Origin of the sequence: Kosakonia sp. (assembly GCF_032052965.1) — a bacterium.
Taxonomy (GTDB): Bacteria; Pseudomonadota; Gammaproteobacteria; order Enterobacterales; family Enterobacteriaceae; genus Kosakonia.
The window spans coordinates 32,190-56,222 of the sequence record NZ_DAMBVN010000002.1 but is presented as its reverse complement, the minus strand read 5'-3'; the positions used below and the strand labels follow the sequence as shown (position 1 = coordinate 56,222).

The 24,033-nt window shown below is 53.3% G+C and carries 21 protein-coding genes; 14 read left to right on the top strand and 7 right to left on the bottom strand.

Annotated elements, in window-relative coordinates; all coding sequences use genetic code 11:
* The first annotated feature begins 16 nt into the window (after nucleotides 1-16).
* Nucleotides 17-262 carry a zinc ribbon domain-containing protein gene (locus tag RTX30_RS03615; RefSeq protein ID WP_312686935.1) on the top strand — a complete coding sequence of 82 codons (246 nt, stop codon included), beginning with the start codon at nucleotides 17-19 and terminating at the stop codon, nucleotides 260-262.
* Between the two features lie 25 nt (nucleotides 263-287).
* Here RTX30_RS03615 and RTX30_RS03610 read toward each other — a convergent pair whose 3' ends face one another.
* Nucleotides 288-686, bottom strand: a complete 399-nt coding sequence (locus RTX30_RS03610; RefSeq protein ID WP_312686934.1) for a helix-turn-helix domain-containing protein — start codon at nucleotides 684-686, stop codon at nucleotides 288-290.
* 164 nt (nucleotides 687-850) lie between these two features.
* Between RTX30_RS03610 and RTX30_RS03605 the strand changes: the two genes are divergently transcribed.
* Nucleotides 851-1,291, top strand: a complete 441-nt coding sequence (locus RTX30_RS03605) for a DoxX family protein (protein WP_312686933.1) — start codon at nucleotides 851-853, stop codon at nucleotides 1,289-1,291.
* A 26-nt stretch (nucleotides 1,292-1,317) separates the two neighbouring features.
* The gene (locus RTX30_RS03600; RefSeq protein ID WP_312686932.1) at nucleotides 1,318-1,866 is read left to right on the top strand and encodes a flavodoxin family protein; all 549 of its coding nucleotides are present in this window, start codon (nucleotides 1,318-1,320) and stop codon (nucleotides 1,864-1,866) included.
* Between the two features lie 45 nt (nucleotides 1,867-1,911).
* Here the strand turns inward: RTX30_RS03600 and RTX30_RS03595 are convergent, their stop codons facing one another.
* Together RTX30_RS03595 and RTX30_RS03590 are read right to left on the bottom strand one after the other, a co-directional pair.
* Complete coding sequence (locus tag RTX30_RS03595; RefSeq protein WP_312686930.1) at nucleotides 1,912-2,253, bottom strand: hypothetical protein; 342 nt, start codon at nucleotides 2,251-2,253, stop codon at nucleotides 1,912-1,914.
* 2 nt (nucleotides 2,254-2,255) lie between these two features.
* Nucleotides 2,256-3,167, bottom strand: a complete 912-nt coding sequence (locus RTX30_RS03590; protein WP_312686928.1) for a LysR substrate-binding domain-containing protein — start codon at nucleotides 3,165-3,167, stop codon at nucleotides 2,256-2,258.
* A gap of 130 nt (nucleotides 3,168-3,297) precedes the next feature.
* Between RTX30_RS03590 and RTX30_RS03585 the strand changes: the two genes are divergently transcribed.
* On the top strand, nucleotides 3,298-4,647 hold the full coding sequence (locus RTX30_RS03585) for an MFS transporter (protein WP_312686927.1): 1,350 nt from the start codon (nucleotides 3,298-3,300) through the stop codon (nucleotides 4,645-4,647).
* Here the strand turns inward: RTX30_RS03585 and RTX30_RS03580 are convergent, their stop codons facing one another.
* Entirely contained in the window at nucleotides 4,648-5,268 is a 621-nt protein-coding gene (locus tag RTX30_RS03580; protein WP_312686925.1) for a DapH/DapD/GlmU-related protein, read from the bottom strand.
* A gap of 121 nt (nucleotides 5,269-5,389) precedes the next feature.
* Nucleotides 5,390-5,791, bottom strand: a complete 402-nt coding sequence (locus RTX30_RS03575) for a T6SS amidase immunity protein Tai4 family protein (RefSeq protein ID WP_312686923.1) — start codon at nucleotides 5,789-5,791, stop codon at nucleotides 5,390-5,392.
* Between the two features lie 410 nt (nucleotides 5,792-6,201).
* Between RTX30_RS03575 and RTX30_RS03570 the strand changes: the two genes are divergently transcribed.
* Nucleotides 6,202-6,888 (top strand): hypothetical protein, encoded by a 687-nt coding sequence (locus RTX30_RS03570; RefSeq protein WP_312686921.1) that lies wholly within the window; start codon nucleotides 6,202-6,204, stop codon nucleotides 6,886-6,888.
* Nucleotides 6,889-6,958: 70 nt separating this feature from the next.
* Here RTX30_RS03570 and mmuM read toward each other — a convergent pair whose 3' ends face one another.
* A complete protein-coding gene (mmuM, locus tag RTX30_RS03565; protein WP_312686919.1) occupies nucleotides 6,959-7,903 on the bottom strand; it encodes a homocysteine S-methyltransferase in 945 nt (314 codons plus the stop codon).
* Nucleotides 7,890-9,296: an S-methylmethionine permease gene (mmuP, locus tag RTX30_RS03560; RefSeq protein WP_312686917.1), complete on the bottom strand. Its 1,407-nt coding sequence runs from the start codon at nucleotides 9,294-9,296 to the stop codon at nucleotides 7,890-7,892. Before mmuP ends, mmuM begins: the two co-directional genes overlap by 14 nt.
* Nucleotides 9,297-10,345: 1,049 nt before the next feature.
* On the opposite strand from mmuP, the gene tssB reads away from it, so the two are divergent.
* The 9 genes from tssB (at nucleotide 10,346) to RTX30_RS03515 (ending at nucleotide 24,022) form a co-directional block, all read left to right on the top strand.
* The gene (tssB, locus tag RTX30_RS03555) at nucleotides 10,346-10,843 is read left to right on the top strand and encodes a type VI secretion system contractile sheath small subunit (protein ID WP_312686916.1); all 498 of its coding nucleotides are present in this window, start codon (nucleotides 10,346-10,348) and stop codon (nucleotides 10,841-10,843) included.
* Between the two features lie 25 nt (nucleotides 10,844-10,868).
* Entirely contained in the window at nucleotides 10,869-12,416 is a 1,548-nt protein-coding gene (tssC, locus tag RTX30_RS03550; RefSeq protein ID WP_409429797.1) for a type VI secretion system contractile sheath large subunit, read from the top strand.
* Between the two features lie 15 nt (nucleotides 12,417-12,431).
* Nucleotides 12,432-13,769, top strand: coding sequence for a type VI secretion system baseplate subunit TssK (gene tssK / locus RTX30_RS03545; RefSeq protein ID WP_312686913.1), 1,338 nt, complete (start codon nucleotides 12,432-12,434; stop codon nucleotides 13,767-13,769).
* Nucleotides 13,766-14,419, top strand: a complete 654-nt coding sequence (tssL, locus tag RTX30_RS03540; protein ID WP_312686911.1) for a type VI secretion system protein TssL, short form — start codon at nucleotides 13,766-13,768, stop codon at nucleotides 14,417-14,419. Before tssK ends, tssL begins: the two co-directional genes overlap by 4 nt.
* A 2-nt stretch (nucleotides 14,420-14,421) precedes the next feature.
* Nucleotides 14,422-16,149 carry an OmpA family protein gene (locus RTX30_RS03535; RefSeq protein ID WP_312686909.1) on the top strand — a complete coding sequence of 576 codons (1,728 nt, stop codon included), beginning with the start codon at nucleotides 14,422-14,424 and terminating at the stop codon, nucleotides 16,147-16,149.
* A gap of 5 nt (nucleotides 16,150-16,154) precedes the next feature.
* Nucleotides 16,155-16,646, top strand: coding sequence for an Hcp family type VI secretion system effector (locus RTX30_RS03530; protein ID WP_312686907.1), 492 nt, complete (start codon nucleotides 16,155-16,157; stop codon nucleotides 16,644-16,646).
* 178 nt (nucleotides 16,647-16,824) lie between these two features.
* Nucleotides 16,825-19,476 (top strand): type VI secretion system ATPase TssH, encoded by a 2,652-nt coding sequence (gene tssH / locus RTX30_RS03525; protein ID WP_312686905.1) that lies wholly within the window; start codon nucleotides 16,825-16,827, stop codon nucleotides 19,474-19,476.
* Nucleotides 19,455-22,004 (top strand): type VI secretion system tip protein VgrG, encoded by a 2,550-nt coding sequence (locus RTX30_RS03520; RefSeq protein ID WP_312686903.1) that lies wholly within the window; start codon nucleotides 19,455-19,457, stop codon nucleotides 22,002-22,004. The genes tssH and RTX30_RS03520 overlap by 22 nt, the downstream gene beginning before the upstream one ends.
* Entirely contained in the window at nucleotides 22,004-24,022 is a 2,019-nt protein-coding gene (locus tag RTX30_RS03515) for a lipase family protein (protein ID WP_312686901.1), read from the top strand. Before RTX30_RS03520 ends, RTX30_RS03515 begins: the two co-directional genes overlap by 1 nt.
* Nucleotides 24,023-24,033: the final 11 nt, after the last annotated feature.

The following is a 24,033-nucleotide window of genomic DNA, read 5'->3' as shown; positions in this document are numbered from 1 at the left end:
TAACAAGGAACATCCCATGTCTCATTCTGAACAATTCTGCCACTCCTGTGGCATGCCGCTATCCGCACCGGATGCCCGTGGCCCGAGCGATCATTATTGCGCCTACTGCACAGACAGCGAAGGGAACCTGAAGTCCTGGGAAGAGGCGGTAGCAGGTCTCGCACAGTATCTCGATTCCTGGCAAAACGTGGGAATCGAAGAAGCACGGAAACGCGCTATTCGTTACCTGACCGCGATGCCCGCCTGGGCCGATCGGGCTTAACTACCGTGCCGTTTCGGAACCCACGTTACTCCGCGGGTTCCTTTATTTTCGGCGCATTGGCCTCGTCATACGCCGCCTGCGCAGCCAGTACGGCATCCATATTGTTTTCTACCCAGTGCGCCAGCACTGAGACGGTTTCCGTTAGCGTGCGTCCGAGCGGTGTAAGACTGTACTCGACCGAGACCGGCACGGTGTAAAACACTTCACGAGCGATAATGCCGTCGCGCTCAAGCTTACGCAGCGTCTGGGTCAGCACCTTCTGGGTGATAAGCCGGATGTCCCGTTTCAGGCCATTAAAACGCATTGGCCCGTTTTCCAGCCGCGCCAGCACCAGCAGCGCCCATTTGTCTGCAAGACGTGCCAGCATGTCGCGCGTGGGGCAACGGTTATCGTAAATATCGTAAGGAATGGACGGCTTAATCATAACGACAACATCTCGTAGTAGGTTTCCTCAAGGAAACGTAGTGCCCTTCGGGTGCCTTCTTCCGCAACCGCAGCGCGGTGTGTATAACTCAGACCTAAGTTTCTATTTGATACTAAGGTGCCAAAAATGGCAAAAATTCTGCTACGGACCAGAAAGGAATAAGGATGATTAGCCGGTTAAATACTGCATTTATTCGCTTCGCCTCACACCCGGACTTCGGCAAACTGCTGTTACGCCTGACATTTGGCGTGTTGATGCTGTTTCACGGTGTGGCCAAAGTGCAGCATGGTGTGGGCTGGATTGCCGACATGCTGGTTGCCCAGGGGTTACCCGGTTTTATTGCTTACGGCGTGTTTGTGGGGGAAATCATTACGCCGGTACTGATAATTATCGGGCTGTTTACCCGCCAGGCCGCGTTGATTTATGCCTTCAATATTCTGGTGGCGACCTTGCTGGTGGGTACCGATAAATTTTTTACCCTGACCAACGTTGGCGCGTGGGGACTGGAGAGCGAAGCTCTCTATTTTCTGGGCGGTCTGTGCATTATGTTTTTGGGCGCGGGGAAATATGCCCTGTCCGCCGATAAAGAAAAAGAATGGCGTTAGTTATCTCTCATTAACAGGAGAAAAATATGTCAATTGTTGTGATTTATTATTCAGGTTATGGACACACCAAAGCAGTAGCCGAGAAAGTGGCCGAAGGCGCAAATGCACAGCTTATCGCCGTGGACAATAATGGCGAGATTCAGGAGAGTGACTGGCAGGCACTGAATGAGGCAAAGGCGATCATTTTTGGCGCACCGACTTACATGGGCGGCGTGCCGTGGCAGTTTAAAAAATTCGCTGATGCCAGCTCCAAAGCCTGGTTCACCCGCGCCTGGCAGGACAAAGTCTTTGCCGGTTTCAGCAACAGCGCCAGCCTGAACGGTGATAAACAGGTTTCGCTGCAGTACCTGCAAACTCTGGCATCACAGCATGGCGGCATTTGGGTCAGCCTCGGCCTGCTGCCGGCGAACACGCTGGCCGCAACCCGCCAGGATATCAACAACCTTGGCGGCTCCGTTGGCCTGCTGGTACAGTCTCCGTCCGACGCCGGCGCCGACCAGATCGCCTCCGGCGACCTGGATACCGCAGTGAAATTCGGTCAACGCGTGGCGGATATCACCCACCGCTTTCACTGAGTTCAACTGGTATGAATAAGATAAGGCCGGGGCAACCTGGCTTTTTTATCTCTCTGCTGACTTCACGACCTTTTCAAACCGCTCTGCGCTCATTACCTTGTTTCCGTCGCGGCGTTCAAGGGTGAGTGTATTGCCTTTGATCACCAGCACCGGGTTTTGCGTGGGGTGCATCACATCCACCCATTCGCCGCTGCGGTTTTTTTGCAATACCTCATAGACGGAAGGATTACCGTCCTCCATGACAAACCAGTAGCGCAGCAGGTTTTTGAACGTATCCGGCCCGGTCATCAGCGTGCGCGGTTTGTTCGGGGAATCGACTTGCTGCCATGTAGCGGCATGGGCTGCGCCGCAGGCGAACAGGGCCAGCAGAAGTAATGTTTTATTCATTCTCATCCTTCGCTCTTTTCAACATTCCGCGTGGCGAACTCGCCCTGCAGCCACTGTTTAATTTGCTGCACGTCTTGCCGCTGCGCTTTTTCATGGCTGGTGACAAAGTAGTAATTCCCGCCGGGCAGCTTGCCAGGTGCGGCGATGCGCAACAGCTTTTGTGCCAGCGCATTCTGGATCAGCAACTCGCTGGCAAGCAGCACGCCCTGCCCGGCAATCGCCGCCTGAATCGCATGCGTTTCATCATCAAAACGGATGCCGGATTGCACCGACAAATTCACGGGGCCAAAGGCGGCTTTCCAGTGCGCCCAGTCCGGCTCTGGCGTGGGCACATGGCGGTTTTCAATATGGAATAACGTTAAGCCCGCTAAATCCTCCAGGCTTTGTAACGCCAGTTGTGGACTGGCCACCAGCACAAAGTGATCGCGGTACAGCAGTGTGTTATCCAGTGACTCATCGGCCTGCATGCTATAGCGGATCGCGCAGTCCGCCATACCGCTGCGCACATCCACCAGCCCGGTGCTGCTGTGCAAGCGCAGCTCCAGCGCAGGATGCTGACGCTGTAAAGACGGCAAACGCGGCACCAGCCAGTTGGTCAGAAAGTTGGACGTGGTACTGAGCGTCAGTGCCGCTGTTTGCCCAACGCTAGCGATGGTATCCACGGCCTCGCGCAGCGTGGCGAAGATATTACCGGACGCACGAAACAGGATCTCACCCGCCGCCGTCAGCGTGACGGCACGAGCCGAACGCGTGAATAAGCGTTGATCCAGTGACGCTTCCAGGATGCGGATTTGGTGGCTGATAGCCGTCGGCGTGACGCCGATTTCATCCGCTGCACGTTTAAAACTGGCATGGCGGGCAACCGCGTCAAACGCGCGGATAGCGGTAAGCGGAGGTAAGCGGCGCGGACGCATAGCTGAATTTAACTCATCTCTGGCTGAAAAAAATGACTTTGATTACACCTGCTACCAGGGCTTAGCCTGTTAAGCATCGCGAATAATCCGTGAGGATTATTCATCCATTGCAGATTAACAGGAATTCCCTATGACGCAACTTAACGCGCTCGCGTCCTCCTCTTTTGCCCGATACCGCCCTTTGCTGGCACCCGGCATTGCTCAGGCGCTCATTGCGCTGGATTACGCCATTGTTTATGTTGCGCTGCCCACACTGGCCCGGCAGTTACATCTTTCACTCAGCGAGATGCAGTGGGTCGTGTCCCTTTATGGGCTGACCTTCGCCGCGCTGCTGTTACCCGGTGGTAGCTTGTGCGACCGCTTTGGCGCGCGGCGGATCTTCAGCATCGGTATGGCGCTGTTTTTGTTCTCTTCACTGCTCGGTGGACTGGCGCTGAACGGAACATTGCTGCTGGTTGCCCGCGGTGGGCAAGGCATTGCGGCAGCGCTGCTACAACCGGCAATCCTGGCGCTAATGGGGCAACGCTTTCAGGGGGAGTCGCACCGACGGGCGCTGGCTATCTGGAGTGCGCTCGGCGCGCTGGGCCTGGTGGCCGGGGTGGTGCTGGGCGGTGTGCTCACCGCATTGAGCTGGCGGGCGATATTCCTGATTAATCTGCTCCCCGGCCTGCTGGCTCTGTGGTGGGTAAAGCATGATGACCCGATAGTGCCCGTGCAACACCCGGCAGAACGCACCGGCTTCGGTGCGCTGGTGGGCTGCGCGGCGGCCGGGGCGCTGGTGTGGGCAATGATGTGCTACGCCGGGAATGGCGCTGCGGATTATGTCGCAAACCGGCTGGCGGCAGCCATGCTGTTGGTGTTTATTCTGCATGAGCGCTTTGCGCCGCAGCCGTTATTGTCCCGCAGGTTGCGCAGCCTGCCGGGCCTGCAAAGCGGCTGGCTGAGTAGCGCCTTTTATATGGCCAGCGTCGGCAGCCAGTTTTACGCGATGACGCTGTTCTGGCAACAAACCCTACAGCGGGATGCCGTCACTACCGGGTTGCAGTTCACCCCGCTCGCAGTGCTGATTGTGACAGGGAATGCACTGTACACCCGGCTCATAGCGCGTTACACCAGCGCCAGCGTATTAGTGATCGGCTTTGCCTTCGCGGCGCTGGGGTTATGGCTGCTGGCCAGCGCGCTGCCCACGGCTCATGCGCCGATTTTTATGCTCGGGATAGTGCTGAGCGGCCTTGGTCACGGGTTGATTTATCCGGCGATGTTCGCCGTCGGCCTGGCCGCTGTGCCCGCATCACTGCAAGGACGCGCCAGTGCGCTGATGGTCACCAGCCAGTACACCGCCGGGGCAATAACGCTCGCTGCCCTCTCGCTGCTGATCGGTTCGCAACCGGATATAACGCACTGGTCAGCCGCCTTCCAGCTGTTATCTGGCGCTGCAGCGGTGGGGGTGCTGGTCGCGCTTTGCGCACCCCGACGTTAGCTACTGGCCTCCCCACTTTTCACAAAATGCCTCGATATGCAGATCCTGAAAATCGGCCATCCGCTCGATAATCGTTTCCAGCGGCCAGTCCCACCAGGCAATCTGCTGCAACTGGCGGCCAATGTGCGGTGAAAAACGCAGCCGGATGGTTCTGGCGGGAACACCGCCGACAATGGTGTACGGCGCGACGTCTTTGCTTACCACCGCGCCAGCAGCAATCACCGCGCCGTCTCCCACGGTGACACCGGGCAGGATTATTGCCGCATGGCCAATCCACACATCGTTGCCGATGGTGACGCTGTCGCCGCGGCGACGGGCAAAAAAGTCATGATCGCGCGTGGCACTGGCAGAGTAGTACTCCGGGCAATAAGTAATACGATGCTGTGACGGGCGCTCCATGGGATGATTAGGTGCGCCAATGCGCACATTATTGGCAATCGCCGTGAACTTGCCGATCTCCGCATCGGCAACGGTGCAGTATTCCCCCAGATAGGAGAAATCCCCCAACGTGCTGTACTCCATCAGGCTATTGGCGAGCACTTCGCACTGCTGACCAATCCGGCATTCGCGCATACGCACGCCGGGATCGATCCAGGTTTCGGCTATTTTTACGAGCTTCATTGTTTTTCCCCTCATCACAGGTAGCGCCACTGTATGAAAGTTCTGTGTAGGGAAAATGACGGGAAATGGCGGGGAAAATAAAGCCGCCTCAAAGCGGCTTAATGTCATTGAGCGGTACATGTTACTTCGGGTTGTCCTGCATCCAGCTTCGTTTCGGATGCGGAACATAATCGCGCACCTGCTGCTCAAGCGCGTTGCTGTGATACATGTCGATGCATTTCATCAGATTGAGTTTGATGTTATTCCCCTGGTGAGAGGCATACTGACGCGCCAGGAACTGATCCGCCAGTTCCCCCATCTTGCCCGCGCCGTTTTCCGCATCGTACTCGCTCCAGTTACTCAGGCCGCTGGCGCTGGCAGAGGCATCTTTACTGGCCCCTGGTTCACTGGCATACGCTTTTGCGACACAAAGCGCCAACGCGGCATCCTTGTAATTTTGTGCATAAGTACGGCTGGCCGCAGCAGGACGTTCAGCAGCAGCGCTAAACGATATTGTCATCAGCAAAACAAACACTTTTTTCATGATAAAGCCCGGAAGTTGCCATGCCCGGTTTATTATTAACGCCGGGTCGTTGAAATAATAGTGATCATCGCAATAAGCACTATTCCACTGTGTAGCGTAGCCAGTATCGTTGCTTCACCCCGAGATTTTCAAGAGTATTGAGCATTTAACCGGCCGATCACCGAGCGCATAAGTTCAAAGGGTAACAAGGTCGGGTGCCACCAACGCGACTGAAAAAAACCAGCAGTAACAGCCATATAATGCCGTCCTCTTCACCCTCCCCCCTACTATTTATAGTGGCCGGTGCAGAAACACTGAGACGTTATGCCTGGCAGTGCCTATATTACCCGCGATAAATCGTGTGAACGCCGCACTATTTACAAGCCTGTGAGATTTTACTCAATGGCAAGATATTATGAATACAGGGAAAGATGATGATTAAAATAAAATGGCTGTTACTCGTGGTAGCGTTATTTATTGTTGTGAAGGTTATTTTCTTCATTGCGACTGATGACAATAAAACAAAAGACGTTACAGCTGTGACAGCAACGGCTATTGAAACGCCTCATGAAGGCTACAAACGCTACGAGGCAGGTTATGGACTGAGCCTTGAACTGCCTGAGGCATGGGTGCTGATGTCGGCAGAACAAGCCAAAGAAGTTGATAAAGCGAGCGCGTCTGCAACCGGCATGCCCCAGAGTGAAAAAATCCTTTCACTCACTGCGAATGCAAACCGGGAAGGCAAGCTAAATACCGCGACAGTCAAAGTGACGTTTACCGATAACATGATCGAACGTGATGACTTGCGGCACTTCAGCCGGGGTGACGTCGACGACGTGTGTGAGGTGATCACCACGTCAATAACGCCAGCATTGAAAAAGATCAACAGCGAGCTTACCAGCGCTGTTAACTGTTCCCTGTCCAGTGTGAAGGGCACTCCCGCTTTTCTTGCTGAGTTTCATCGCAAAGGTATCCTCGACAATGACGACTGGGAGATGAAGAACTACCAGATCCCGCTTGAAGAGAAAACAGCAGTCCTGACCGTCTCCTATAACACCACGAGCCAGGCCAGCAAAGATGAGATTGAAAAGGTATTGCGCAGTGTGCAGTTTCACTGACAGAGACTGAGCCTCTTCAGGCTTTTGTGATAGCGGCCAGCGTTGCGCACGGTTGGCCGCTTTCAGCGCGTTACGCTTCTTGCTCGCCCCATTCTTTCAACGCAGCGATATCTTTTGGCGTGGTGCGACAGCAACCGCCGATCAGCTTCGCCCCGGCCGCCAGCCAGTCCGGCAAATAGCCCGCCAGAGTTTCGCTCGCGTTACCGTGGCTGCACCAGGTTTTGGTCACTGCATCGTAGTGCTCGCCGGAGTTCGGGTAGACCACCAGCGGCAGGGACGTCAGGCTTTGCAGGTGTTTCAGCGCCGGGGTCGTCTCTTTTAGCGCAATACAGTTGATGCCCAGCGCCACAATCTGCGGATACGCCGCCAGTGCGCTCACCACCTCGCGCAGTGGCGTCCCGTCGCTTAAATGCTCGCTGTCGCGCAGGGTAAACGAGAACCAGGCGCGGGCACGCGGGTATTCGCTCAGTAAATCCGCCAGCGCTTTGCTTTCGGCAAAGGACGGGAACGTTTCACATGCCAGCAGATCGGCTCCTGCATCCAGCAGCGCCTGCACACGCGGGCGATGAAAGGCAGTAAACTCCTCGTGGCTGCGCACGTAGTCACCCCGGTATTCCGAACCGTCCGCCAGCCAGGCCCCATACGGCCCGACAGAGCCAGCCACCAGCAATGTGCCGGCGTTGGTGGTTTCGGCAAGAAACGCTTCTCGCGCCTTACGCGCCAGTTCCACACTCTTACCAATCAGCGCCAGCGATTGCGCCTCGTCCAGACCACGGGCCGCAAACCCGGCGGGTGTGGCCTGGTAGCTGGCGGTGATCGCTACCTGCGCCCCGGCACGAAAATAGTCGAGATGCACTTCGCGGATGAGCGCCGGGTTTTCCATCAGGACTTTGGCGGACCACAGGCTATCGGCGAGGTTGCATCCGCGCGCTTCCAGCTCCGTTGCCATGGCACCATCCAGCACGATAAACGGCTGTGTTTCGAGCAACGGGCTCAGCGGATTATTCTGCGACATGTTCAGGCTCCTGTGTTTTCAGGCTCTTGGTAAGGAAATACGCACCATAACACAGGGCGACAAACGGTATCCCGCAATAGAGGGCAATTCTCTGGCTGGGATCAAACGCCAGTCCGATGCAGGCCACCAGACACAGCACAAAACCGAGCACCGGCACCAGCGGATACCAGGGCGCGCGGTAGTGTAAATCACTCAGCGGCTTGCCGGCCTGAAGATGGCGACGGCGGAACACAAAATGCGCAGCACAGATGCTGATCCACACCGCCACCACGGCAAAACCGGAAATTGCCGACAGCGCCACGAACACCGTGTCGGGCGCGATAACGCTGGAAAAGAGCGCCAGCACACCGCCAAGCATCGACACTGACAGCGCCGTCAGCGGTACGCCGTTTTTGGTCACGCGGGCGAAGCAGCGCGGCAGGGTGTTTTCATTCGACAGCGACCACAGCATACGGCCAGAGGCATACAACCCGGAGTTCGCCGCCGAGAGGATCGCTGTCAAAATGACAAAGTTAAAGATATCTGCCGCATACGGGATGCCCACTTTTTCGAACACCAGCACGAACGGGCTTTTCTCCACCCCGGCCTGCTGCATCGGGATCAGCGCTGCCAGCACGCACACGGTACCAATAAAGAAAATCACCAGCCGAGCAATGGTGCTGCGGATGGCAATCGGGATCGCTTTGTGTGGGTTTTCTGTTTCGCCCGCGGCAATGCCAATCAGTTCTGTGCCAGAGAACGCAAAGTTAACGGCGACCATCGTCATCAGGATCGGCAGTGCGCCATGCGGCAGCCAGCCTTCTGCCGTCATGTTCGACAGCCCCGGCGCGGGCGAGCCATCCTGCATGGGGATAAGGCCAAAGACCGCTGCGCCGCCCAGCACAATAAAGACCACAATGGTGACCACTTTTACCAGCGAGAACCAGAACTCACCTTCGGCAAAAAAGCGGGTAGAGATAACATTCAGACCAAAGATGACCACGCAGAACACCACGCACCATATCCATACCGGCACCTGCGGGAACCAGTACTGCATGCAGAACCCGGCGGCGGTAAAACTGGAACCGAGCGCTACTGTCCAGGTCAGCCAGTACAGCCACGCCACGGTATAGCCGGTCGCCGGGCCAAGATAACGGCTGGCGTAAACGTGAAACGCGCCGGTTTCTGGCATGGCGACAGACAATTCGCCCAGGCACTGCATCACCAGCCAGACCACCAGCGCCCCAATCAGGTACGCCAGCAGCGTGCCAGCCGCCCCGGTGGTTGAAATGATATAACCGGTGTTGAAAAACAGCCCTGTACCGATCACCCCGCCAAGCGACAGCATAATTAGGTGGCGGGTTTTCATGGTTCGCTTAAGCTGTAATTTTTCTGGTTCCTGTTGTGGCTGCATATCACCCTTCTAAACGTGTAGACATCTAAACATCTATAGATATTTGTTATATCGTGATTGTTAGCAAAAAGCCAGATGAATGGTGTTTAGGGTGAGTGGAGTGGGTGAAAGGGGATAAAAAGTGCCGGTCTTTAGAAGGTAGAGGTGTGCTGCAGGAAGTTTTTCGCCCTCATCTATTATGCTCCGCCGCTATTCGGCCGATAAAATTATCGTCCTGTTCCGGGCAGTGATCTGCATGTCTGGAGGATAATCAGACCGTGAGATAACCATCGCGTTGGCGCTTTATCACGGGTGTTACCGCTTCTTTCGACAAGGCTGTTTTCCAGGTAACTTTATGAGGCTGGTTTCCTCGCTCTTCCGCTCGAATTTTTTATTAATAGCTGTCGTTTCTACTCTGCAATATTACGCCTTCTCGTGATCACATCTGGATCAGCCCAAATCGCCTCGGGCTTAACAAACACCTCAACGCTTTTTAAGATGATTTAAGGAACGTCTTTTAAGCAGTGAGTTATATCGCCACACTTACCTTTGGCACGGCTACTTTCTTTTTCATTAAAAATATCATTTTTCAGTATGGCATCAACCGATACCACACTAAAACATATATATTATTATTATCAATAATCCCGCTTACATTTAATTAACAATGAAGAATGAAATAAATAGTACCCGTTCAATACTTCATTCAACACTTTAATCCATTAACTGAGTTGCATTCAACCCCCCTAATCTTTTGTTATCTCCCGCATTTATAATATAACCAGCCATTGTTGATTAACGAGCAGTATAATTTTTATCTATACCCACCTCAAAATAATAAGTTAGCCATAACAGATCAATGACATTCATTACGTTTACAGCCCTTACAGCGCCTGTGTAATGTCTTGATAATCAGCCCCTTTGAAATACATTTGAATAAAGCTCTAATTAATTCCAAAATATTATTTTCTGGATCAGGGTAGTTGATTTTCCCTGGTTAATTATTTTAGTATCAATTTATCCGAAAGGTAATTCGGTTCACCATTAGATGGCGATAATAAGAGGGAATCATGAGCGACAGCTTCCAGAATGAAGTACCCAAAGCACGCGTTAATCTCCGGCTTGACCTGCACACAGGGGGAGCACAGAAGAAAGTGGAATTACCGCTGAAATTACTTGTCACCGGTAACTTCAGTAATGGTGCAGAACAGCGCCCATTATCCGAACGAGTAAAAACAAGTGTTAACAAAAACAACTTTAACAACGTAATTTCAGAATATGCCCCTTCAATAAAACTGACTGTTGAAAATACGCTAACCGGTGATGGTTCTGAAGAAGATATTCATCTCACATTCCGGAATATGAAAGACTTTGAACCGGAGCAAATAGCCCGCCAAATACCGCAATTGAAAGCTCTGTTGTCCATGCGTAACCTTCTGCGTGATCTTAAATCTAATCTTCTGGATAACGCCACATTCCGAAAATCGCTCGAAGCGATATTACGCGACCCAGCGCTGAGCGACACACTGCGCGCAGAACTTTCTGCTCTGGCTCCCCAAAATTCCTGATTCTTTCCCGGAACAACACGAGATAATACTCATGTCTGTACAAAACACGACTTCTTCAACCGGCGAAACCCTGGTCCGGGAACGTTCCTCAGCGGAAGGCGTTTATGCCTCCCTGTTCAGTAAAATTAATCTTGAACCCGTTAGCACTCTGCGTGATGTCACTGTCTGGCAGGACGAAGTGGTCATGTCTGAGGCGGGTACTAATGAACGCGTGACTGCCGGGGTACATGTTTTCATTGACCGTCTTATTCAGTCAGGACAGAAGGTGGACAGGCTTGATAAGACCCTGATTGATTATCATATCGCTGAACTGGATCACCAGATTAGCCGCCAGTTAGATGCAGTAATGCACCACCCGGACTTTCAGCAAACAGAAGGCCTGTGGCGCGGCCTGAAACATCTGGTGGATAACACTGATTATCGCAAAAACGTCAAAACCGAAATCCTCGACGTATCAAAAGATGATCTGCGCCAGGACTTTGAAGATGTCCCGGAAATTATTCAGAGCGGCTTATACGCGCACACTTATATCGCAGAATATGACACACCGGGCGGTGAACCTATTGGCGCGGTGATTTCAGCATATGAATTCGATGCCAGCCCGCAGGACGTAGCGCTGCTACGTAATATCTCAAAAGTATCCGCTTCTGCCCATATGCCGTTTATCGGCTCAGCCGGACCAAAATTCTTTCTTAAGGAGAATATGGAGCAGGTTGCTGCTATCAAAGATATTGGCAACTACTTCGACCGTGCGGAATACATCAAATGGAAATCCTTTCGCGAAACTGACGACTCCCGCTATATCGGTCTCGTTATGCCGCGTGTGCTGGGCCGCCTGCCATACGGTCCTGATACCGTGCCGGTGCGCAGTTTCAACTATGTGGAGGAGGTAAAAGGGCCGGACCACGAGAAATATCTCTGGACCAATGCGTCTTTTGCCTTTGCTGCCAATATGGTCCGCAGCTTCATCGACAACGGCTGGTGCGTCCAGATCCGCGGTCCACAGGCGGGGGGGGCCGTGAAGGATCTGCCTATTCATCTTTATGACCTCGGCACGGGCAGCCAGGTAAAAATTCCTTCAGAGGTGATGATCCCCGAAACCCGTGAATTTGAATTCTCAAACCTGGGATTCATCCCCCTCTCGTACTATAAGAACCGCGACTACGCCTGTTTTTTTTCTGCCAATTCTACACAGAAACCGGCGCTCTACGACACACCGGACGCGACAGCCAACAGCCGAATAAATGCACGCCTGCCGTACATCTTCCTGCTGTCGCGTATTGCACACTACCTGAAAATTATTCAGCGTGAAAATATCGGCACCACCAAGGATCGCAGATTGCTAGAGCTTGAACTCAACAACTGGGTGAAAGGTCTGGTGACCGAAATGACCGATCCAGGCGACGCGCTGCAGGCCTCGCACCCACTGCGTGATGCAAAAGTAGTGGTGGAAGACATTGAGGATAACCCTGGCTTCTTCCGCGTACAGCTGTTTGCGGTGCCGCACTTCCAGGTAGAAGGCATGGACGTGAATCTGTCTCTGGTTTCCCAAATGCCGAAAGCCAAAGCATAACGCGGAGCATCAGCGATGAAAATCTTTCGCCCACTGTGGGAAGACGGGGCTTTTCTGGCCCCACAACAGTTTCAGCAACAGGCCATCTGGGATGCCCATATGGCGGATACCGTCGCCAGGATGGGGCTGGCTCATCCGTGGGGCGTGGTGGTGGCCGAATTTGATGAGAGCCTGCTGGCACTCTCTCGTCTGAACGCTACTCATCTGGCGGTCCGGTTCCCCGATGGCACGCTCGTTGATACGGCACTCTCTGACAACCTGCCGCCGGTATGCGATCTGTCGGTTGCATCAGATCGCTCAACCGTTGATATCGTCCTGGCACTGCCGTTGCTAAGCGCCAATGGCGGTAATCTTGATGATGGCAGCGACAGTGAACGCCCGCGCCGCTGGAAAGCCGAACGAGTAACAGTGCAGGAGCTTGCCGGGCATGAGCGCAGTGAGCTGTCGGTGCTGCGCCACAGTCTGACCCTGCGAATGGGTCATCAGAAAAATGCGGCGTACCTGACCTGCCCGGTCATCCGGCTGGTTCGTGATGGACAAGGACAGTGGCGTCGCGACGGCAAATTTATACCGCCATTGCTTGCCCTGTCGGCCTGCGCGCCCCTTGTGTCAAGCCTGTCAGATTTACTTCACCGTCTGCAAGCTCGACGTCAGCGGTTGATGGCCATGCGCCGGGAAAGCAATGCTCGTCTTGCGGATTTTGCCGTGGCAGATGTGTCACTGTTCTGGCTGTTGAACGCCCTGAACAGTGCCGAGCCAGTTCTGAGCGAACTGCTCGATGTGCCTGGTCGCCATCCGGAACTGATGTATCGCGAACTTGCCCGGCTTGCAGGTAGCCTGCTCACCTTCTCCCTGGAACACGATGCGTACGACATTCCTGCGTACTGTCACGATGCCCCTGAAAGCGTCTTTCCCCCGCTGCTTTCCTTGCTGGATAAGCTGTTGGAAGCGAGCCTGCCGTCTCGTGTTGTCGCCATTGAGTTGAAACAGGACGGTGTGATGTGGAAAGGTGCACTACACGATGCACGTCTGCGCGAGGGAGCTGACTTCTGGCTCTCGGTGCGTTCCGCCATGCCGGCGCATGAGCTACAGACCCGCTTCCCACAATTGTGCAAGGCCGGAAGCCCGGACGATGTCTCCGACGTGGTCAATGTGGCACTGAGCGGCATGGTAATCCGCCCGGTTGCGCACGTCCCCGCAGCCATTCCGCTGCGCCTTGAAAATCAGTATTTTGCGTTGGATTTAAACTCAAATGAGGCGCGGGCTATGCTGGATGCAGGAAGCTGTACCTTTTACACCCCCGCTTCGCTGGGTGACGTAAAACTGGAACTCTTTGCGGTGCTGCGAACATGAAATCATCCGGAATAACGCAGGCAGAACAGGTTTTCTTTCCCGGTTGGTTAATGGTCAGCCAGTTGCGAAACGGGCAGGATGTTCAGGACGGTAAGGCGCTCTATCGTCGGGCACGCCAGTTGATCACACAAATGCGCGAACAACTGGCAAAAGCGGGCTTTAGTCAGACAAACAGCGATACCATGCTGTATGCCTTCTGCGCCCTGCTTGATGAAAGTGTTCTGAACCGGGGAAAAATGGATGACGGCTCGCATACATGGCAGCGGGACCCGTTACAGGCCCATTTTTTTGGCACACTTAACGCGGGCGAGGAGTTGTGGGAGCGTATTCACGAGCAGTTAACAGCCCCGGCAGCGGATACGGCGGTGCTGATGTGCCTGTACCGCACCCTGCAACTCGGCTTCACTGGCCGCTACCGTACCCAGGACGATGAGCACCGCGAAGAGGTGGTACGTGCCCTTGCTGCGCGCGTGCCGCCGTTTGCACTTGCCCAGGATGCGCCGGTGGTAGTTCACGCCTCCGGAAGCCGCACCGGTCAGAAAACATACTGGTTATTATGGGGCATGGGCATCGTGGCGCTGACTGCACTCTGGTTTGTACTTTCATCCATACTGGCAGGCCAGGTGGCGCAGATTACGGGGCAGGGGTGAACATGCTCACACGCTCCCGTCTTCTGATGACAGTACTGGCCCTCCTCCTGGCTCTGTGGCTAATCCTCGGCTTCTGGCCCCTGTCGGTGGCAAACCGCTGGGTGCTAAGTCTGCTGGCCGTGGCGGCGGCAAGTCTGGCGCTGTGGCATCATCTGCACTCCCGCCGTGATGTTCTGAGCCATTTCAGTTCAGAGGGCCTGCCGCCGGAAGATTTTCCAGGAAGCGTATTGCTCGTGGTCGGCGATGAAACCGCCTGGTTTGAACACCAACAAATATTCCGGGAAACCCCATCAGGCTGGTATATGAGGGTGAATACCCCGGAACAGCTTCTGGCGCGGGTGGAACAACTGGTAACAATGCGCCCGGCGCTGCGGCCACGGGTGGCGGTGATGCTAAGCCTGATGCCGGAAAAACATACGTCGGATAATGCTTTCTTCCAATGGTTACGAACCTGGCATCGCGCAGTAGTTCAGTGTCGCCCATGGCTGAGCAGCTTGCCACCCATTCTGCTAACCCTGCTGGTGTCAGGCCCGTTACAGTTGAGCAAGTCTGTAGAGGGGAATCCAGCGCGCTGGTTTACCTTGACCCCCGAACTGCCGGGTATACGGGTCCGTCTGCCCGGGCTGGCTGCGCTCCCCGTGAGTGACTGGTTACGGGAAAGCGGCGTGGATAATCGGCTGGCTCGTCTCAGTGAAACATTGTGGCTGAATGCCCTACAGTCCTGGTTCGGAAAAGTGGCTGGTACGTTCACCAACCCTCGTCAGGGCGATCTCCCTGCCCTGCGCCTCGCGTCCGTTGGGTTCTGCCTGACACCGATTGCGGCGCACAACGATAACCTCTGGCAGCAGCATCTTGCCGCCCTAACGGCCCTGCCGCCACCAGCCGGATCACAGACCCCGGTATTACCACTGCCTGATATCCTGCTGACAGGCCTGTCACACCGCCGCGGACTGAGCCGGAGCCAACAATTATGTCGTCAGGCCGGACTGATGGCAGGCGTGTTTCTTCTGCTGGCCATGCTGGCCTCCTTTATTAATAACCAGCGACTGCTGCGCAGCGTGGGTGATCATCTGGCGCTCTACTATCGTCTCGAGGGTCACACTTCCATGCCCGAGGCTCATGCATTACAACGCCTGAAGGCCGATAGCCGTTTGCTGGATGACTGGCTACGCCGGGGCACGCCGCTGCGCTATGGGCTGGGTTTGTATCAGGGGCAGCGACTGGCACCGACGATTGAGGGGGCCCTCAGCGAGAGGACTTCTCAGCCCCCTGCCCGCACGCTTATTCAAAAAGTGGTACGGGAGCCGACGACCATCCGGCTCGATAGCCTGTCGCTGTTTGACTCCGGAAATGCAGCCCTCAAACCAGGTTCCATAAAAGTGCTGGTTAACACACTGCTCGGTATAAAGGCGAAACCAGGCTGGTTGATTGTGGTCAGCGGTCATACGGATAACACCGGGAGCCCGCGGCTCAATCAGGATCTGTCACAGCAACGCGCCGAGGCCGTAAGGAACTGGATTCGGGATACCGGCGACGTGCCGGAGAGCTGTTTTGCCGTGCAGGGCTACGGTGAAAGTCGGCCTATAGCCACCAATAGTACTGAAGCGGGGCGGCTTCTTAACCGCCGTGTCGAAATCAGTCTGGTACCACAGGCCGATGCCTGCCGTCTGCCAGGCGTCCCCTCAGCGCCACCGCGGAATGGTGGCGTATCACATAATGAAAAGGAGTAATAAATATGGCAATTCCTGTCTATCTCTGGCTAAAGGACGACGGCGGCGCAGACATCAAAGGGTCTGTGGACGTGCAGGATCGAGAGGGCAGCATTGAGGTCGTGGCCCAGGATCACAATCTGTATATTCCGACCGACCACAACACTGGCAAACTGACCGGGACTCGTATCCACACCCCGTTCAAATTCACCAAAGAAATCGACGCCTCCAGCCCTTACCTTTACAAGGCGGTGACCACTGGGCAGACCCTAAAAACGGCCGAGTTCAAGTGGTACAAAATCAACGACGCGGGACAGGAAGTGGAGTACTTCAACACCACTCTGGAGAACGTGAAGGTCGTGAAAGTGGCACCGGTAATGCATGACATAAAGGACCCGGCTAAAGAGAAGCACAACCACCTCGAACAAATCGAACTCCGTTACGAGAAAATCACCTGGACCTATAAGGACGGCAACATCATTCATTCCGATTCCTGGAACGAACGCGCCACCGCATAAACCCGATGCGGACAGGGTTTCCTGTCCGCTTTTTACCTGCATCTCCAGGTAACGGTGAGGCAGGTAAAACATCGCTCAATAAACAGTAATTTAACCTGATGCGCCAGGGGTCCTCATCTAGAGGGAGTGGCGAGGGGCGGTAGCGTGCCCGAAGGTTATCGACTGAGAGTTCACTGACATGGAAAAACCCGCCGTTTTATTACGTCGTCTTAACCCCTACTGCGCCCGCGCCCTGGAAGATGCGGCCGTGCTGTGCCAGTCACGTGCACATGCGGAAATTATGCCTGAACACTGGCTGTTAAAATTACTCGAACAGGGAGAAGGGGACCTGACGGTACTGGCTCGTCGCTACGAATGGGATATGGACACGATCTGGCAGGCACTACTGGAATGGCTAGACACCCTCCCCCGCTCCGTCCGCCAACGTCCCCAACTCTCCGACAGCCTCCAGACGCTGATGCAGGAAGCCTGGCTTCTGGCATCGCTGGCGGGAGAAACCACCATCCGCAGTCTTCATCTGTTGATAGCCCTCACGAATAAAGAATGTTTGGTGCAGTGTGATGGCTTGTGGCCGCTGCTGACGCTGGGGCAGAGCCAATTGGAACGGCTGCGTCCCTTGCTGGATGCGCATTCTGATGAGCAACCAGAGGTGCAGCATAAGGAGACGCAGCTAACGCCTTCAGAGGACAGGGTTGAACGGGGCGAGCCGCCTGAGGAGGAGCTGTCTGCGGCGTTGATGAAAATACTGGACCGCTTCACGCAGGACATCACGGCGAAGGCAAAAGCGCGCAGTATTGATCCGGTGTTTGGCCGCGATAACGAAATCCGGCAGATGGTCGATATCCTGTCACGACGCCGAAAAAACAACCCGATTCTGATCGGTGATCCTGGCGTCGGGAAAACCGCACTGGTTGAAGGTCTGGCGCTACGTATTGCTGAAGGTAACGTGCCAGATAGTCTCAAAACAGTCAGTCTTCGGACATTGGATCTCGGGCTGCTGCAGGCTGGCGCCGGCGTCAAAGGCGAATTTGAACAACGTCTGAAGAGCGTGATTAACGCGGCTCAGCAGTCTCCGTTCCCGATACTGCTCTTTATCGACGAAGCCCACACCCTTATCGGGGCCGGCAACCATGCGGGGGGCGCAGATGCGGCAAACTTGCTTAAACCGGCCCTGGCACGAGGGGAACTACGCACCATCGCAGCGACCACATGGAGCGAGTACAAACACTATTTCGAGCGAGATGCCGCGCTGGAACGACGCTTTCAGGTGGTGAAAGTGGATGAGCCGGATGACGAAACTGCCTGCCTGATGCTGCGGGGCCTCAAATCCCGCTATGCGCAACATCACGGTGTCCATATCACCGATGCGGCGGTGCAGGCTGCCGTCACGCTTTCTCGTCGTTACCTGACGGGCCGCCAACTTCCCGATAAGGGGGTGGATCTGCTGGACACCGCAAGCGCCCGTGTACGCATGAATCTTGATACCGTACCAGAATCCATCATCCGTCTAAAAGCCCGGCTGACGGCACTCGGAATAGAGGCGCAAGCCCTGCAGGAAGACATAGCCGTAGGATCTCCATCACACGGTGACAGATTGACCATCATTGAAACGCTGCGTACGGAACTTGAAGTGGAGCTGGAAAAGCAGGAAGCTCGTTTTGCCATGGAGCGCCAGTTGATTGCGGAGCTAATGGCCTGCCGCCAGGACAGCAGTCGACAAGCAGACCTACATACATTGCAACAGAGGCTGGATTTTCTTCAGCAGGATGGTGCGCTCCTCCGGCCAGACGTGGATACCCATACCGTGGCGGACGTGATTGCTGACTGGACCGGAGTTCCCCTCTCCTCCCTGCTGAAAGATGAACAGAGTGAACTGCTGGTCCTGGAAAAGGTGCTGAAGCAGCGGGTGGTCGGCCAGGATGCTGCGCTCAGTGCTATAGCACAGCGTCTGCGGGCATCGAAAACCGGCATGACGCCAGAAAATGGGCCGCAGGGGGTGTTTCTGTTGACCGGGCCCAGCGGCACGGGCAAGACGGAAACCGCGCTTGCCCTGGCAGACAGCCTGTATGGCGGCGAGAAATCGCTTATTACCATCAACCTGTCGGAATATCAGGAGCCGCATACTGTCTCGCAGCTCAAGGGCTCCCCGCCGGGTTACGTCGGTTATGGCCAGGGCGGTATCCTGACTGAAGCTGTTCGCAAACGCCCTTACAGCCTGGTATTGCTGGATGAGGTAGAGAAGGCCCACAGTGACGTTATGAGTCTGTTCTATCAGGTTTTTGATAGGGGATTCATGCGCGATGGCGAAGGGCGCGAAATTGATTTTCGTAACACAGTTATTGTAATGACCTCTAACCTTGGCAGTGACATCCTCCTGCAACGACTGAATAAGCAACCCGATACCACAGACAGCGACGCGCAGGAACTGCTACGCCCGCTATTGCGTGACCACTTCCAGCCCGCGTTACTTGCCCGCTTTCAGACTGTCATTTATCGGCCGCTTGGCGAACCTGCGATGCGCACAATAGTAGCCATGAAGCTGCATAAAGTATCGCAACGTCTGGCCCGCCACTACGGTATCCGTACCACCACGGATGAAAGCCTGTACGAGGCCCTGACGGCGGCTTGTCTGTTGCCTGATACCGGGGCACGTAACATCGATAGCCTGCTCAGCCAGCAGATTTTGCCGGTACTGAGCCAACAGTTACTGAGCCATCTTGCAGCCAGACAGCGTCCAGAACACCTGTATCTGGCATGGAATGACACGGATGGCCTTGTCATGGAACTGACTCAAGAAGGGGCCAGCGCATGCGCCTTACAGAAACAATGAAGAATGGCTCCGGCGGTGTTCTGAACCGGTATGCTTTGTCACTGACTGGCAGTACGCTGGCGCTGGATGTCGAAGACTTTGAAGGTCATGAAGGGCTGAGTGAGTTGTATAAGTACACCATTCGCTTTACCAGTGCCGATCAGGATATTCACCCTCAGCAGGTGCTTCGCAAAAGCAGCACCTTTAGCATGCGAACCCTGCCAGACACTCTGTTGGGCGAACTGCAACCGCCGATCACACTGAAGATGGTGCACGGCACCATGACCTCATTTCGCCGTATCACTGCCTCCCGCGACCAGGTCTCCTATGAAGTCGTCCTGCAGCCATTTTTAGCGCTGTTAAACCGGCAGTACCGTACTCATCGTTTTTTTGTCAACGCATCCGTACCAGAAGTGGTAAAGCAGGTTCTGACCGAACACGGCCTGAAAGGCTGGGAGTATGAGTTCAGGCTCAAAAAAAATTACCCGAAGCGCGAGCAGATTAACCAGTATCAGGAAAGCGACCTGGCGTTTATCCAGCGGCTACTGGCCGAACTGGGTATTTTTTACTTCTTCACCCTGCAGCCGGATACACAGACAGAAGTGGTCCACTTCGGTGACACCCAGGCCGCGTTAGTCTTTGGTAAAAAACTGGCGATTAACACGCCTTCCGGCATGAGCGACAATGGCGCTGAGTCCGTATGGGCCCTGAGCATGGCGCATACCGTGGTGGAGCGGAACGTCTTTACAAAAGACTACAACCACCGCGAAGCCCAGAACTTGCTGCAGTCTACACTGGCAGATATGACCCATGGTGAAGGCAACAATATTCACTATGGCGCGGTATATCACTATCTAGCTCGCCACACTGTACGGGGCGATAATATCGATCCAGCTCCGGAAACGGCAAACTTCTGGGCGCGTCTGGATCACGAACGTTTTCTGGCCGAACAGACCATCATTAGCGGTAAAAGCACCGACACCACTCTCTTCCCTGCGCAGGTGCTGTTCATTAGCAACACGCATCCTACGACGTTACCAGCGCAGTTACAGGAGCCCGTACTGCTCACACATCTTATGTTTACTGGCAGCCGAAAATCCGCGCTGCAGGTGGATTTAACCGGCGTGCCTTATAGCGAAATCCTCTGCTGGCGCCCACCTTTGCTTCCGCGCCCAAAAGTGACCGGCACGATGACCGCCCGCGTGACCAGTGCGAAAGAGGATGACATCTACGCGTGGCAGGATGAGGCTGGTCTCTATCGGGTGAAATTTGATGCTGATCTTGATGACAGAAATCAGGGGCAGGAAAGCATGCCAGTACGTCTGGCGAAGCCCTACAGTGGGGATACATATGGTTTTCACTTTCCGCTGATAGCGGGAACCGAAGTGGCTATCGCTTTCCACGAAGGCGACCCGGACCGCCCCTATATTGCCCATGCCCTGCATGACTCACGTAGCGTTGACCACGTGACGGAGAGCAACAGCACGCGCAACGTTATCCGGACTGCAGGCCTCAATAAGCTTCGTATGGAGGACATGCGGGGTAAGCAGCATATCAAGCTCAGCACGGAATATGGTGGTAAAACGCAGCTTAATCTTGGGCATAACGTTAATGCTTCTCGCGATCTGCGTGGAGAAGGCGCTGAACTAAGAACGGATGACTGGATCAGTGTTAGGGGTGGTAAAGGGATATTGCTAACGGCGGATGCTCAGCCCGATATGGGGAGCAAGATGCTTGAAATGGATGCGGCGATTGAACAGCTTACCCAAGCTCTGGCACTGGCCAGAAGTTTGCGGGTAGCCGCAAAAGGTGCGAGAGCCACGCCATCGGATATCGACGGACAGAAAACACTGAACAATTCTCTTAAGTATCTAAAAAAGGCGGGATTACTGGCTCACGCACCTGCAGGAGTGGGTATTCTCAGCCCGCAGGCAATTCGTCTTGCTTCGGGTAGCCAGAGTATCGGACTGATGTCAGGGAAAAACACAGATATTAGCGCAGGCGAATCTTTTACAGTATCAGCTGCATCGAGGGTCAGTTTGTTTGCTCAGGGCGAGGGTATACAGTTCTTTGCGGGTTCCGGTAAAGTCGAGATACAGGCCCAAGGGGATGAACTTAATCTGTCTTCACTTAAAGACATGACGTTCAGTAGCTCAGAAAGCAATGTAACGCTCCATGCAGGTAAAGAACTAATATTAAACTGCAATGGCGCTTATATAAAACTTAGTGGCGGTAATATTGAGCTAGGATGTCGAGGTAATATTTTTCTCAAAGCAGAAAATATTAATAAAACGGGGCCTGCATCTTTAGACACCCCTCCTCTTTTATTTCCTAAAGGCTATGGAGAGGCGTTCACAACAACCTCTTCTCAGTCCGGGCAGATTAAACCTTTTACAACATACAGGATCATTACCGCTGAAGGAGATGTATATGAAGGAATTTCTGATTCCGAAGGTAAAACATCACCCATATTCACTGCCATGCCATCTCAAATTAAAATTGAATATCCACGTGCTATTACTATTTCCAAGGAAAAGGGACAAGAATAATGACTTTCGCCATTACCTCCCTGAAGCGCAAAAATCCAAAAGCTCCCACAGAAAAACAATTGCCGTACTGGGTTGAAATTCAGCTTGTTGACGAACAGGGTGATGCAGTGCCAGACATACCATGGAAAGTGGAAAGTCATCATCTCTATGACGGAAGAATTGATCAGTTTGTGTATGCAGGGCGAAGCGATCCGAATGGCCTGATCAGAATTGATATGCCGCACGGCCTTGAACTACATCTAACGCTGAATGCAGACCTGCTGGCGAAAGAAATGGAAAAAAGAACTCTTCGCGTTGGCAGGGATCCCGGGGTGGATTCATTTGTTCGAAAATCGGCAGAGGATAATGGCTACCTCTGGCATTATGCGGTTATTGGTGAGCTTTGTGATATGCCCCCATCGATAGAACTTCGTAAAGGGGAAGTTTGGCCTTCCTTCCATTTTCCAAGTGGTCATTCGTTTAAGGGATTTACTATCAGAACCAATGAGCTTGAAAAACGACATGTAATAGAGATTTGCCCTTTCAGAGCTTGGGAGCTGGTATTACACCACCAGAATGAGTATTGCCTGGCTAATGCACTCAATCTTGGTGCAAGTGCTTCACTTGCTTATGCCGATGATAACGCACTCGATATCATATCTATTACGCAATTTTATATTAACCAATGTCAGGATTTATCACGATTACCACAGCTTCATAAAAATGGTTTCAGATATAATACACTTGTGCAGGATGTGCCATTCAGCGAACGCTATTACCCACCAATTTTTATGGATACTGCTCGTGATACATCGATTTCTTCAGAGAACGTTGGCAGCGGGACATCAGAAAAGGAAGTAAATAAAGAGATAACCAAAGCAGATGGCGACACACAATTGTATTATGTTTATAACCCAAATAAAGTCATCATTGCATGGAGAGGTACTGCTAGTTTGTATGATGTCGGGACCGATCTCGCTTTTAGTCCCGTAAATACGCAAACATACGACACAAATAAAACACAATGTACAACCTTATTATCTTATGGAAAGGTGCATGATGGATTTTGGAGTGGGTATAGACGTGCGGAGAAGAAATTCAGCACGGAAATAGAGGAGCTAATCAAACTGATAAAGGCGAGAGAACTCTTTATATGTGGACATAGTTTAGGAGGAGCATTGGCATTAATTCATTCAGCGATATTAAAAACTGAAAAACCTCTACTCTATACTTACGGGATGCCTCGAACTTTTACTAAGAGTGCGATTAAACAACTATCGGACATAATACATTATCGCCATGTAAACGATAACGATCCTGTTCCTGCAGTACCACCGGAAGCGAACCTCGATAATGATTTATATAAACTTTGGGGTCCACTGGGAAAAGCTTTGGGAATGTTATGGTCCATGGGAGAAGCTCTTTTCTCTCCGGCTGGATCATGGGGCGATTGCTTCTGGCATCACGGTAATCCAGTTGTTTTCCTTACCGCGACACAAAGTCGGGAATGGAAAGAATGCAAAATAGATCTCCCTATTCCAGCTGGCTGCATTGCTCTCAGAAGGCTCTTACCGATAAAGGTTAAGCTATATCTCGTGCCGGCTCTGGCGAGCCAGGAAATACAAAATGCCGGTCTAAAACAAAGGAAATTCAAAGAGTTGTTGACACAAAGAAATTTGAAGGAGCTTTTCCCCGAAGGTAATAACCATGCGCGAGGATTCGACATCACATTTGGCGATCATTTTATGACCGCTTACATGCCTTATATGAATAACAAGTTACTTGAATTAATTGACAAAGAAGGATTAGTTAAAAAACGTAGTTTTACCGAGCATATCTATGATGTCGATCAATTTAAAATGCAGATGGAAGAAAATAAGCGAGAAATACCACAAACGGAATACGAACGAAATGAAATATTCTTTCATATCGAAGACCTTTTGAATTTATCGCTTTCTACAATTTTCTCGAAAGAACAAGGAAATAATATTTTAGCACGCTTCGCTTTGTATGGTGAAGAGGCAATGGAAAATGCATAAAAAGATAAAGC